Source organism: Companilactobacillus farciminis KCTC 3681 = DSM 20184 (assembly GCF_002706745.1).
Lineage (GTDB): Bacteria > Bacillota > Bacilli > Lactobacillales > Lactobacillaceae > Companilactobacillus > Companilactobacillus farciminis.
In genome coordinates this window covers 1,621,063-1,634,564 of the sequence record NZ_CP017702.1, presented here as the reverse complement: position 1 = coordinate 1,634,564, position 13,502 = coordinate 1,621,063, and the positions used below count along the sequence as shown (strand labels likewise).

Annotated in this window: 15 protein-coding genes; 11 read left to right on the top strand and 4 right to left on the bottom strand. The window is 37.8% G+C overall.

The genetic code is table 11. The annotated features are described in order from the left end of the window. The first annotated feature begins 8 nt into the window (after positions 1-8). The 11 genes from LF20184_RS07935 to recD2 all read left to right on the top strand — a co-directional run bounded on the left by LF20184_RS07935 (position 9) and on the right by recD2 (position 9,768). Positions 9-224: a cold-shock protein gene (locus tag LF20184_RS07935; RefSeq protein WP_010020107.1), complete on the top strand. Its 216-nt coding sequence runs from the start codon at positions 9-11 to the stop codon at positions 222-224. Between the two features lie 34 nt (positions 225-258). Continuing rightward, positions 259-1,680, top strand: coding sequence for an MFS transporter (locus LF20184_RS07930; protein WP_010020104.1), 1,422 nt, complete (start codon positions 259-261; stop codon positions 1,678-1,680). Next, a complete protein-coding gene (locus LF20184_RS07925) occupies positions 1,673-2,242 on the top strand; it encodes an NUDIX hydrolase (RefSeq protein WP_010020103.1) in 570 nt (189 codons plus the stop codon). Before LF20184_RS07930 ends, LF20184_RS07925 begins: the two co-directional genes overlap by 8 nt. Further along, entirely contained in the window at positions 2,243-2,530 is a 288-nt protein-coding gene (locus LF20184_RS07920) for a hypothetical protein (RefSeq protein ID WP_010020102.1), read from the top strand. It abuts the gene before it with no gap. Between the two features lie 12 nt (positions 2,531-2,542). Next, positions 2,543-3,232: a 5'-methylthioadenosine/adenosylhomocysteine nucleosidase gene (locus LF20184_RS07915; RefSeq protein ID WP_010020101.1), complete on the top strand. Its 690-nt coding sequence runs from the start codon at positions 2,543-2,545 to the stop codon at positions 3,230-3,232. Between the two features lie 12 nt (positions 3,233-3,244). Continuing rightward, on the top strand, positions 3,245-4,393 hold the full coding sequence (locus LF20184_RS07910) for a cysteine desulfurase family protein (protein ID WP_010020100.1): 1,149 nt from the start codon (positions 3,245-3,247) through the stop codon (positions 4,391-4,393). A gap of 56 nt (positions 4,394-4,449) precedes the next feature. Beyond that, positions 4,450-4,785, top strand: a complete 336-nt coding sequence (locus tag LF20184_RS07905; protein WP_010020099.1) for a hypothetical protein — start codon at positions 4,450-4,452, stop codon at positions 4,783-4,785. Positions 4,786-4,799: 14 nt separating this feature from the next. Continuing rightward, on the top strand, positions 4,800-5,918 hold the full coding sequence (gene mnmA, locus LF20184_RS07900; RefSeq protein WP_056945164.1) for a tRNA 2-thiouridine(34) synthase MnmA: 1,119 nt from the start codon (positions 4,800-4,802) through the stop codon (positions 5,916-5,918). A gap of 148 nt (positions 5,919-6,066) precedes the next feature. After that, on the top strand, positions 6,067-6,717 hold the full coding sequence (locus LF20184_RS07895; RefSeq protein WP_010020097.1) for a histidine phosphatase family protein: 651 nt from the start codon (positions 6,067-6,069) through the stop codon (positions 6,715-6,717). An 8-nt stretch (positions 6,718-6,725) separates the two neighbouring features. Then, positions 6,726-7,394 (top strand): tetratricopeptide repeat protein, encoded by a 669-nt coding sequence (locus tag LF20184_RS07890; protein WP_010020096.1) that lies wholly within the window; start codon positions 6,726-6,728, stop codon positions 7,392-7,394. After that, positions 7,381-9,768, top strand: coding sequence for an SF1B family DNA helicase RecD2 (recD2, locus tag LF20184_RS07885; protein WP_010020095.1), 2,388 nt, complete (start codon positions 7,381-7,383; stop codon positions 9,766-9,768). Before LF20184_RS07890 ends, recD2 begins: the two co-directional genes overlap by 14 nt. A 48-nt stretch (positions 9,769-9,816) precedes the next feature. Here the strand turns inward: recD2 and LF20184_RS07880 are convergent, their stop codons facing one another. The 4 genes from LF20184_RS07880 to def form a co-directional block, all read right to left on the bottom strand. Beyond that, complete coding sequence (locus LF20184_RS07880; protein ID WP_010020094.1) at positions 9,817-10,761, bottom strand: diacylglycerol/lipid kinase family protein; 945 nt, start codon at positions 10,759-10,761, stop codon at positions 9,817-9,819. Positions 10,762-10,803: 42 nt separating this feature from the next. Next, positions 10,804-12,495, bottom strand: a complete 1,692-nt coding sequence (rnjA, locus tag LF20184_RS07875; RefSeq protein WP_010020093.1) for a ribonuclease J1 — start codon at positions 12,493-12,495, stop codon at positions 10,804-10,806. Between the two features lie 3 nt (positions 12,496-12,498). Then, a complete protein-coding gene (locus LF20184_RS07870) occupies positions 12,499-12,711 on the bottom strand; it encodes a DNA-directed RNA polymerase subunit epsilon (protein ID WP_010020092.1) in 213 nt (70 codons plus the stop codon). Positions 12,712-12,847: 136 nt separating this feature from the next. Further along, positions 12,848-13,408 (bottom strand): peptide deformylase, encoded by a 561-nt coding sequence (gene def, locus LF20184_RS07865; RefSeq protein ID WP_010020090.1) that lies wholly within the window; start codon positions 13,406-13,408, stop codon positions 12,848-12,850. Between the last annotated feature and the right edge of the window lie 94 nt (positions 13,409-13,502).

Sequence of the window (13,502 nt, the reverse complement as noted above, 5' to 3'; positions counted from 1 at the left end):
GGTGAATAATGTTCACAGGAAAAATTGTAAGATTTAATAATAACCGTGGTTTTGGCTTCATAAATAATGGCGAGGAAGATATCTTTTTCTTTGCGGACTCAGTTTTGAATCGTGACGACTATTTCATCAAAGATGGACTAGAAGTTAATTTTGAAATTGCTCCTGGCTATAAAGGACCACAAGCGGTAAATGTTAATATCAAAGATGAAGAAAGCGCTGATTAGTGCTTTCTTTTTCTTTGGTGTAAAGGAGAGAAAAATGAGCGAACAAGTAAATCCAAGAAGATGGATGATTCTGATCTCAGTCGGTATCTTTACTTTGATGGCGACTTTAGATGGTTCAATCGTAAATATTGCTTTACCAGTGATCAGTAAGAATTTGCACATTGGCATGAATATGGCTGAATGGGTCGTTTCAATTTATTTAGTAACTATTTGTATCTTCTTATTAATGTTTGGAAAGATTGCTGATTCAATCGGAAAAATCAAAGTATTTAAGATAGGGTCGATTCTTTTCATTGCCGGCTCCATCGTGTGTGGTTTAAGTAACAGTCTGATTGTTTTATTGCTAGGTCGAGTTTTACAAGCAATTGGGGCTTCAATGGCCATGGCAACGAATAATGGTATCATCACGCAAACTTTCCCTTTGTCAGAAAGAGGTTATGCCCTAGGTTACATTGGTTCATTCGTATCAATCGGTGCTATCGCTGGACCAGGAATCGGTGGAATTATTTTAGGACATTTTCACTGGAGCTATATTTTTTGGATTAATTTGCCGATCGGTATCATTGCTTTGCTATTAGGGTATTTCAACTTACCAAAGACGGAATCTACTAATCCTAAAAAGTTTGATACGAAAGGATTTTTGGCCTATTTTGTAACCTTATTGTTATTCTTCAGTGCTATTTTCATTGGTCAGGCAGTCGGGTTCACTAAACCATATATTATTGTGACTTTTGTCGTTGCTTTGATTTGTTTGTGGTTGTTCTTGCGAATTGAAAAACGAGTTGCCAATCCGATGATTGAATTGAGGATTTTTAAAAATAATAATTTTACTTTGGGATTAGTTGCGGGATTTTTTATCTTTGTAACGAATTTCTTCTTTAACGTTGTTTCGCCGTTTTATTTGGAGAATGCCTTAGGGATTGCAGCGTCGACAGCTGGATACATTTTGATGGCATTTCCATTGGTACAGGTTGTAGTCGCACCAATTTCTGGTAAAATATCTGCAAGGGTCAATCCAATTATTTTGACAATAGTCGGCTTAGTTGTGATTGAAATTGCCCAATTAGGATATCTAGCTTTTAACCTAAAAACTAGTATTTGGTTTATACTGTTATTTATCGGTTTAAATGGTCTAGGTAACGGACTGTTTCAAGCTCCCAACAATACGATGATCATGAGTTCAGTAGAGACGCACGACCTCGGAATTGCCGGTGGCTTGAATGCTTTGTCACGTAATTTAGGAATGATTATCGGTGTATCCGTATCAACGACCGTGTTGTTCCTATCCATGAGTCAATTTTATGGTCAACCAGTTACGACTTATATTGAAGGTCGACCAGATATTTTTATCGACGGAATGCGTGTTACAATGACACTTGCGGTTGTTATTTGTTTGATTGCAATTGTGATGTCAGTAGTTCGATTAATCAAGTCAGGAAGGTCTCAAAATGAATAAAGAAGATTCAAGATATTATGAAGAAGTAGTTGCCAAGAAACAAATGTTTGGCGGAAAAATTTTTGATGTCAATGTGGAACAAGTAGTTTTGCCAAACGGCATTCCCGATATTCGTGAAGTTGTTGAACATCACGGTGCTGTGGCAATTATTCCTTTTACTGACGATGACAAGATGATTTTTGTCAGACAATGGCGTACACCTATGGAACAAGAAACTTTGGAAATTCCCGCTGGAAAAATCGATCCCGACGAAGGTAGTGACTTAAAAGAAGTTGCCTTGCGTGAGATGGATGAAGAATTAGGCTTGACGACTAAGAATTTAGAAAAGGTCACAGCTTTCTTCGCTAGTCCGGGATATTCCAACGAAAAATTAACTGTCTTTGTGGCAAAAGATTTACAAAAAGTTGAATTCAAGCGTCCACTCGATCCAGATGAATTTTTAAATGTTGAAAGCCTAACTTTAGATGAAGCTAAACAACAAGTTAAAGATGGTGTCATTTGCGATGCTAAGAGTATTTACGCAATTACTTATTGGGAATTATTAAAGGCAAAGGAAAAATAAATGTTTTCAAAAGTAAAAGATTTTGTTAATTCTAAAGTTAAAAAATCCAATCACCCACAGACAGTAGTTCGTGCTGATCAAGTAGAAGCACAGCAACAAAGAATCAGACAGCAGGAAAGAGAACGTGCTGAAAAAGAGTATCAACAGCAACATCCAGAGCAAACTATTCAAGAAAATTTGGAAGTTTTTGAGTATAAGACAAATAAATTGAAAAAGAAGTTGAATATTGCCATCATTACAGTATTCGGCCTCATTGTTCTGGTCTTTTTAATCTTATTTTTTATTTAAAGGAGTTAAAGTATGAAAATTGGCGTAATCGTCCCTATGGAAGAAGAAATCAAATTAATGAAGGAGTCTTTGACAGACATTCAAACAGTTACTGTCGCTGGGGTGGAATTTACTCTAGGTAGCTATAAGAACCACGAAGTATACCTTGCCCAAAGTGGTATTGGTAAAGTTCAAGCAGGTATGACAGCAACTTTGATGAATGATCGTTATCAACCAGATTTTATCGTTAATACTGGTTCAGCTGGTGGAATTGGTGAAGGATTAAGTGTCGGCGACGTGGTAATTTCTGACAAACTAGCTTATCACGATGTTGACGCAACTGGTTTTGGTTATAAGATTGGTCAACTTCCTCAAAAAGACCTTTATTTCAACGCTGATCCTGATTATGTCAAGGCAATTTCAGAAGCTGCGACAAGAACTGGTCTAACTAGTAAAGTCGGTTTGATCGTTTCCGGAGACCAATTTGTTGACGGAAAAGAAAAAATTGCTACAATTAAAAAGTCGTTCCCTGATGCTTTGGCAGCAGAAATGGAAGGCGCAGCTGTGGCTCAAGTCTGTGTTGAATTCAAAACACCATTCGTTGTTATTCGTTCAATGAGTGATGTGGGCGACGAAAATGCTAGTGTAAACTTTGACGAATTTGTTTTACAAGCCGGACGCAAATCAGTAACTATGTTATTGAACTTTTTAGACCAAGAATAGAGGGGATTTATTGTGGCATTTATTTATTTAGATAATGCTGCCACCACACCGATGGCTACACCTGTAGTCGATGTAATCAGTGAACAGATGGCTAATAATTTTGGTAATGCATCTGCTACCAATTATTTTGGTCGTCAAGCTCGAAAGGTTTTGGATGAAAGCCGGCATACGATTGCTCAAAGTCTCAACGCTAAAGACTCAGAAATTGTCTTTACTAGTGGAGGGACCGAGAGTGACAATACCGCTGTAATTCAAACAGCATTATCTAGACAAAAACTAGGTAAACATATCATAACGACTGCGATTGAGCATGAAGCGATTCTTAAACCGTTAGCTTATTTAGAGACATTAGGTTTTGAAGTAACTTATCTAAAACCCAATGAACGCGGCGAAGTGACTGCTCAACAAGTCAAAGATGCTTTGCGTGACGATACGATTTTAGTAACGATCATGTACGGCAACAATGAAGTTGGTTCGATGAATCCAATCAAAGAAATTGGTGAAGTCTTAAAAGACCATCAAGCATATTTCCACACTGATGCTGTGCAAGCATTTGGTATGGAAGATATTGATGTCAAAGACCAACACATTGATATGTTATCGACTTCGGCTCATAAGATTAATGGACCGAAATTCATCGGCTTTTTGTATATCAATGATGATATACATATTCCATCTTTTATTAAAGGTGGCGATCAAGAAACCAAACGTCGTGCGGGAACAGAAAATGTCCCTGCCATCGCTGGTTTTGCTAAAGCCGTTGAGTTGATTACTCCGGAAGAAAAACAAGCTCGACAAGATCGTTATTTTGGATTTAAACAAACGATTCAAAAGATCTTAACAGAGAATAAAATTGATTTTGACATCAATGGACCAAAGGATAAACATGCTTTGAATCACGTGATGAATTTGTATTTGCCAGGAATCGATCGCGGTGTTTTATTGACGAGATTGGATCTTGACGAAGTAGCAATTTCTGGAGGTTCTGCATGTACTGCTGGAAGTTTGGAACCATCACATGTTTTAGTGGCTATGTATGGTGAAGACAGCCCAAGAATCAATGATTCAGTCAGAATCAGTTTTGGTAAAGACAATACTGAAGAAGAAGTAGTGGAATTTACCAACAAACTAGTTAAAATCGTGCAAGACTTGACTAATTAGGCAATTTTATTCAAACTTATAATTAAGAGAAAATTTGATTATGAGGGATGATTATTATGGATAAACGCCAAGCTCAAGTACAAGGGGATCAAGAAGTTTACGAACTCAACCCCGAAGTAAAGAAATATTCACTATTAGATTCAGGTTTCATGGAAACAAATAAAGGTAGTTTTCGTCTGGAACACCCAATCAATGGGTCATCTCCTTACGAAGCTAGATATTATTTGCGTGCCGTTGTTAGCAAGAATCTAGACAGTTTGAAATTGTCGATCACTGATAAGAGTGGTATGCACAATATCAATATGTTCAAAATTAAAGATGTAGAAAAGGAAATCAGTGACTATCGTTACTTGATGAACTTTTTGAAAGAAAAAAACGTATTAGTTAAATAAAATGAGGTTTTCAAATGGATAATAAGAAGAAGCGTGTTGTAGTAGGTATGAGTGGTGGCGTTGACTCGTCAGTTAGTGCACTTCTTTTGAAACAACAAGGCTATGAGGTTATTGGAGTTTTCATGAAGAACTGGGACGATTCTGATGACTCTGGTGTATGTACTGCTACTGAGGATTATGAGGATGTTGCTAAGGTTGCCAACAAGATTGGTATTCCTTATTACTCAGTTAATTTTGAGAAGGAGTATTGGGACCGCGTGTTCGAGTACTTCCTAGCAGAATATCGTAAGGGTAGAACACCAAACCCTGATGTTATGTGTAACAAAGAAGTTAAGTTCAAGGCTTTCTTGGACTACGCTAACAAATTAAACGCCGATTACATCGCAATGGGTCACTATGCACAATCATTCCGTGACGACAACGGTGTGGTTCACTTGCTTCGTGGTGGCGATGCTAACAAGGATCAAACTTATTTCTTGAGTACCGTTCAACAAGAGCAATTGCAAAAGGCATTGTTCCCAATCGGTGGTATGCAAAAGTCAGAAGTTCGTCGTATTGCTGAGGAAGCTGGACTAGCTACTGCTAAGAAGAAGGACTCAACTGGTGTATGTTTCATCGGTGAGAGAAACTTCCGTAAGTTCTTGAGCGAGTTCTTGCCTGCACAACCTGGTAAGATGATGACACCAGATGGTGAGATCAAGGGTGATCACGCCGGTTTGATGTACTACACAATTGGTCAAAGACAAGGACTAGGTATCGGTGGAAATGGTAAGTCAAACGAGCCTTGGTTCGTAGTTGGTAAGGACATGAGTAAGAACATTCTTTATGTCGACCAAGGATATGACAATCCAAGACTATATGCTGATCATTTGGATGCATCTGACTTGTCATTTATTACTGGCTTAGATTATGGCGATACTTTCCATGCCACAGCTAAGTTCAGATATCGTCAACAAGATACTGGCGTTACAGTTCATGTTTTAGGCGATGGCAAGGTCAACGTTGAGTTTGATAATCCGGTTCGTGCAATTACACCAGGACAAGAAGTTGTCTTCTATGACGGCGAGGAGTGTCTAGGTGGCGCAACTATCGATTGTGCTTATATGGCAGAAAAGAAGCTACAATACATCTAAAAATTAATTCACAGCGATTGATATTGACTGATTAAATGGTCAATATTAACCGCTGTTTTTATATTTTCAGTAAAATAGACTCTGGCTTGAAAAAATCTTCCAAAAAACCGATAATTAAAGGTAATTAACTTTGTAAGGTGAGAATAAAATGGAATTATATTTTGTCAGACATGGAAAGACCGAATGGAATTTAGAAGGAAAATATCAAGGTGGACATGGTGATTCGCCACTTTTACCAGAAAGTTTGCATGATATTAGTTTATTGGCAAAAAGATTGCAAGATGTAGATATCGCTCACGTCTACTCCAGTCCTTTGCCACGCGCTAAGACAACTGCTCAAACTTTGATCAAGGACTTAAACCGCCAAATACCTTTTGACGTCGTTGACGGTTTGAGAGAATTTGATTTGGGAATTATGGAAGGTCGTAAGTTTTCTGAGTTGGAAAATGAAATGCCAGAAGTAATCTATGCGTTCAGACATCAACCCAAAGACTACGATTATGATCTGATCAAAGGTGAATCCTTCGAACAAGTTGCTAAGAGAACGACTGATGCGGTTAAAGAAATAGTTAGTCAAAACTCTCCCGACAGTAATCTCGTGATAGTTAGTCATGGGGCTGCTTTAGTGACGTTGATCCAATCGTTGTTAGGAACTAAAGTTTGCGATATTCGTAAGAACGGTGGCCTTTCCAACACTAGTCTGACTCATTTACAATACCAAGATGGCCAATTTAAATTAATCAAGTGGAATGAAACTAGTTATCTGGACAAACAATTAGACAGTTCAGATACTATTTGAGGTATCAGATGAACAAACAAGCAGAGAAATTATTTAATCAAGGTAACAAAGAAGACGCAGTTAAATTATTAGTTGAGGATTTAAACCAAAATCCAAAGCAATTACCTGAGATCTTACAATTATCAACTTATTTAGTCCAAGCTGGCGATCTAGAACAAGCTGAGGAGTTATTAGCTCGCTCGTTAGAAATATTTAAAGACAATCAAGACTTACTTTATAATCTAGGCAATATTTATTATTTAGCTGATAAATATGATAAGGCTAATGATATTTTTCAAAAACTAGTCAACAACGATTATGCTTTCGAAGCTTACTTCATGATGGCAAAAACTTTGGATCAACAAGGTAAGCGTCAATTAGCAATTATGTATGCTTTGACAGCTGTGGAAAAAGCTCCAAAAGATTTACAAGCAAATGAGCTCTTAGCTGATTTATTGTTAGCTAACGGCAATTTCCAAGAAGCCTTAACATTTTATCAGACAGCTAATAAAATCCAGCCAGCGGCCAAATATTACTTCAATATGGCTTTGTGTGCGATGAATCTCAAGAAGGATTATCAAACTTATTTAAATCAAGCTAAAAAACTAGATGAAGAGTACTATTTGAAGAACGAAAAGAAATTAGCTGATTTGCAAGAATTTATCAAAAAGCAAGGAGATAGCAATGACGGACAGTAATGAAACACCATATTTTTTAGGCACTGTCAAAGCTATCTTTTTTGAGAATCCAGAGAATCTCTACAAAATTTTTACGATTAAAATAAAAAAGACTAATACTGACTGGGATGCCAAAGATATCGTTGTAACTGGTAGCTTTGGCGAAATTTCTGAAGAAGAGGAATATCGTTTTGAAGGGCGAATCATTGATCATCCAAAATATGGCAAGCAATTTCAAGCTACTTCATATCAAAGAAGTCGTCCGAATGGTCGTAAAGAACTGATCAATTTCTTTTCGAGTGAAGAATTTCCCGGTATTGGTAAGAAAAAAGCCGAAAAAATTGTCGATGAATTAGGCGAAGATGCTATCGATAAAATTATCAAAGATCCCCATGCACTCGATTTCTTAAAGTTGGGTGCCCAAAAGACTCAACAAATAATTGAACAAATTTCTAGCAACCATCAGACGGAACAAGCCTTGTATCAATTGAATAACTACGGTTTTGGTCCCACTTTGAGTGCACGGATCTATCAAAAATATGGCGTGCAGACCTTAGAGAAGATTCAAGATGATCCTTATCAGCTAGTTTTAGATGTTAAAGGCGTTGGTTTTAAGCGGGCTGATGAATTGGCTAGAAGATTAGGAATTACTGGTGATGACCCTAGACGGATCAAGGGTGCTTTGATTCAAATGACTAGTTCGATGATCAATGAAACCGGCGATACTTACGTTGATGGACAGGATTTGATCAGACGAGTCATGGGAGTTCTACGTAGTAATTCGACTGATGATTTATCCCAAAAATTAGTAGCGGGTTTGCGTGATTTGGTCAAAAATGGCGTTTTATTAGTTGAAGATGGCAATGTTTATCAAAAAGACATGTCTGATTCCGAATGGTCGATTGCCCAATCCTTGAAGATGATCACTGATACTTTCAAGGGCGTCTCTTGGAAAGAAAGGGAGATGAAAAAAGAGCTCAAAAAGATCGAGAAGCAATTTAAAGTTAAATATGACGATTCTCAAGAAAAGGCTATTCGTCAGTCCTTGACCCATCCGATTTTTCTTTTGACTGGTGGTCCAGGAACTGGGAAAACGACAATTATCAATGCGATAGTAGCTGCCTATGCAGAATTAAATGACATGCCACTTGATCCAAATTCAGATGACTATGCGATTGCCTTAGCTGCTCCAACTGGAAGGGCTGCTAAACACATGGGTGAAGCTACAGGATTGCCAGCGATGACGATTCACCGTTTATTAGGTTTAACAGGTACTGAGGATGATGAGTACGCTGAGCCTAGTCTTGATTGCAAGTTGTTGATCATTGATGAAATGTCGATGGTCGATACGAAGTTATTTAAAGTTTTGATCTCGGCAGTACAACCGGGAACTCAAATCGTCTTAGTAGGTGACCGTGATCAGTTGCCATCAGTTGGACCGGGACAGATTTTTGCTGATTTGATCAACAGTGATGTTTTTCCGACAACTATCTTAAAAAATATTCACCGTCAAGATGAAGATTCGACGATTATTCAATTGGCTCACGATATCAATGAAGGTATTATCGTCGACGGAATTTTTCAAAACAAAGCGGACCGAAGCTTTATTAATTGCGACAGCCGCAATGTTCCTAATGTACTGTCCCAAATCATCGCAAAATCAGCTGAGCGTGGTTTCGATATTGCCGATGTACAAGTCTTAGCACCAATGTATCGTGGTCAAGCTGGAATCGATAATTTGAATTTTGTGATTCAAAATGTAGTTAATCCGATGAAGCCGAAGAGAAAAGAAGTTTCGATGGGCAATGTCAAATATCGAATCAACGATAAGGTCGTTTACCTCGTCAATACACCAGAAGACAATGTTTTTAATGGTGAAATTGGCAAAATCGTCGGAATTATTTTAGCCAAAGAGAACACTGACCACGTTGATCAATTAGTGATTGATTTTGATGGCAATGAGGTAACTTTGGATCGCAAGGATTGGACCAATATTTCGTTGGCTTATTGTACGTCAATTCATAAATCTCAAGGCTCAGAGTTTGAAATGGTAATTTTGCCATTGGTCAACGAAGAGTCAAGGATGTTGCGTCGTAATTTGTTGTATACTGCTGTGACACGTGCTAAGCGATTGTTGATCATGGTGGGAGATAGGTCGGCGTTTGAGCGTTCAATCAAAGACCAATCGAGTGAGCGACAAACTACGTTAAAACAAAGAATCTTTACGACTTTTAAAATTAAAGTTGAAGAAACATCTGATCAATCAGAAGAAAAACCAGAACAACAAGCTCCAATCGATTATCATTTAACGATGGATATGATTATGAATAATGCTATCAATCCGATGATTGGTATGGAAAATGTAACTCCAAAAGATTTTTTGGAGAAAAAATAACCTCATTAGAAAGGCAGTTGAATGCTTTCTAATGAGGTTTTTGTGTTTTTATTTGATGGGTAACCAAAAGGGATGTTGGCTGACTTCGAAGTGGAAATTAAATTCGTTTTGACTTAATTCCTCACCATCCATTTGACCATATTGTTTAGTTTGATTGTGAAGAGAAAAATGATTGTCTTCGATGTGCCAGACATTTTTGTCTTGTAAGTGAGAACCATTGGTCAATAACTTGCTGAATAGTTTGATAAAGGTCATGCCAGTGATTTTTTTGACTACGACCAAATTTAAGTGATGATTAAAAGGGTTCGCAGTTGGATCGATTGCAAAGCCACCACCAAAATAAGGATGATTCGTCGCAACTACGATGTAAGCTGAATCAAAATGTTTTTTGTGGTTCCTATAGTCGACATCTAATCCAAAAGCAGGCTGTTTCTTGATGACTTTTAACAGATTAGTGAAATAGGACAAAGTTCCCAAATGTAATTTATTGAGAAAATCCTTACGTTCAGAATGATTAGTGTAATAGACCGTGCGAGCATCAAAGCCGATACCAATGTTGTTGATGAAATAATGAGAAAAATCATCATTATAAGCTTTGCCAACATCGATTGTTTGTGGTTGCTTCATAGAAAGGATGGCTTGCAACAAGACTATGGGGTCTTTGATCTTTAACTTGATACCACGGCAAAAATCATTGCCAGATCCACCAGGAATATAGCCTAAAGCAGTATTAGGATAGTTAGATTCCTTTACGCCATTGACTGCTTGGTTCAACGTTCCATCGCCACCGATAACGATGATTTTACTATCGTTTGGATGATTGGCTAATTGTTTGGCAATTCTTACGCCATCGCCATCTTTTAAAGTTTTGTGGATCTCGTAACTGATCTGATTTTTTTCTAGAAAATTTATTACTTTATGGCAAGCGGAAATTGCTAGTCCATTGCCAGCATGATGATTTAAAATTATTTCGACTTTTGTAGTTTTACTCATTTGAATACCCTTAAATAAAAAAAGTAGATCAAATGATCTACTTTAGATTGAAGTTCCAATTAACATTGGCAAGATAACAGGATTTCTAGCTGTACGTTTGTACAAGAACTCTTGCAATCCTTCAATGATGATACGTTTTAATGTTGCTTCAGTAACTTTTTCATCTTCGTCGTCAAAAGCATTCTTGATCAAATGGAAGACACGTTTTTGTGCTTGGTTGATCAATTCGCCTGACTCACGCATGTAGACGAAACCACGTGAAAGAATATCAGGACCAGCTAAGACGATGTGTTTTTGATAATCGATCGTAGCAACGACGACAACCATTCCTTCTTCAGAAAGGACTTGACGATCATGGATAACAACGTTTCCGATATCGCCGACACCTTTACCATCGACATAGACATCGCCAGCAGGGAAGTGTCCAGCTACACGAGCAGTATCTTTCGTTAAGGCTAAGACATCACCGTTTTCCAAAAGGAAGGAGTGATCTTGTGGTACGTCGCACAATTCAGCTAATTCAGTGTGAATCTTCAACATTCTATACTCACCGTGAATTGGCATGAAGAACTTAGGCTTCATTAAACGAAGCATCAATTCTTGTTCCTCTTGGCCACCGTGACCAGAAGCGTGGATGTTGTTGACTTTACCATGAATAACTTCGGCACCAGCTTCAGAAAGTTGGTTGATCAAATGGTTAACACTGATTGTGTTACCAGGAATTGGGTTACTTGAGAAAATAACCGTATCGCCAGGTTGAATTGTAATTTGTCTGTGAGTACCATTGGCAATTCTACTCAAAGCAGCTAATGGTTCACCTTGTGATCCAGTACATAGAATCAAAGTTTCAGAGGCTGGAGTTTGGTTCAAAGCGTGTGGGTCGATCAACATGTTATCAGGAATATTCAAGTATCCTAATTCACGACCATTTTCAATTGCTTGTTCCATGCTTCGTCCAAAGACCGCAATCTTTCTGCCTTGTTGAATCGCTGCATCGACCGCTTGAGAAATACGATAGATGTTAGAAGCGAAAGTAGCAAAGATGATTCGTCCTTGAATTGTTTCAAAGATTTGGTGAATCGTTAAACCGACAGAACGTTCTGACTTAGAGAAGGTTGGAATTTCTGCATTAGTACTATCGGATAGTAAACATAAAACACCCTTAGCACCAAGTGCAGCCATCTTTTGTAAGTTAGGTGATGGCAATCCAGCAACTGGTGTTAGGTCAAACTTAAAGTCACCAGTTTCAACGATAATTCCCTGAGGGGTATGAACAGCGATACCTAAGGTATCAGGAATTGAGTGAGTCGTTCTAAAGAATGAGACACTAGTCTTTGGGAATTTAATAACATCGTCTTCGTGCAAGACGTGCATTTCGGTCGTTCTTAATAGACCATGTTCTTCCAATTTACCTTTAATTAATGCACAAGCTAATGGACCGGCATAAACAGGGATGTTAGGAAGTTGTTGAAGGAGATAAGGGATACCACCGATATGGTCTTCGTGACCGTGAGTGATAAATAGACCCTTGATCTTATCCTTATTTTCTACTAAGTAGCTGTAATCAGAAATGACATAGTCAATTCCGAGGAGTTCGTCTTCTGGGAATTTAATTCCGGCATCAATCACGATCAATTCATCTTGATATTGAACTCCATACATATTTTTACCGATTTCACCAAGGCCCCCGATGGCAAAGACGGCAACTTCATTATTTTTAACTTTAAAGGACATTAACTAAAACTCCGTCAATTTAAAGTCAGGACTCTTTTTCTCGTATTCGAGATGTTTTTCATCGAGCTCCTGAATAAATTCGATGTCATAGTCAGTATTATCCTCTACTGCTTGACGCACTTCGATACTTGAAGCAGCGTCCATATAGAGTGAATGTGTAAATTCACGACGGGGGTTGTCTAGTTCACTTGTTTGATACAAAACTTTATAAATCAATATATAATTCTCCTTTAATCAAATTGAATGAAACAAGTCAGTCTCATTCGGTAATTCTTTTCCAGTCCATTTGTGCACTATTCAATAGATAGCACAATTCTACCATAATAAGTTATCTAAGTATACTTAACTACTATTACGAAATGACTACAGTACTTGGATCTAATTCAAATGGGGCAGTCTTACTGATCTTGTCATAGTATAGGTGTCCATTTAAGTGATCGATTTCGTGTTGGCAAACGATAGCAGGGTAGTCTCTGACACGAAGTGTTTGTGAGTTACCATCGAAGTCATCGTATTTGATAGTGATACGGTCAGCACGAGGAACAAATCCAGGAACATCTTTATCAACTGATAAGCAGCCTTCACCTTCAGACAAAGCAGCTCTTTGAACAGAGTTTCTAATAATAACTGGGTTGATCAAAGTCATCTTGAGAAGTGGCTTGTCAGGATCTTCTTCATTAGGAACCAAAACAGAAGCCATCATCTTTGAAACGCCAACTTGAGGAGCAGCCAAACCAACACCGGCTCTTAATTGGTGTTTTTCAGCATATTCTTCATCTTGACTCTTAACGAGATATTCCATCATGTTATCCGCTAAAGCTTTATCTTCATCACTTAGTGGAAATTGGACCTTTTCTGCAACTTTTCTTAAAACGGGATCGCCATCACGGACGATATCTTTCATAAAATACATAGTTTCCTCCAAATGTTAAATTGTACAAAATTACCTTAGTATATCTATTATAGATTATTTTTCTTAAAAAATAGAAGTAAATGAAAAATTTTTT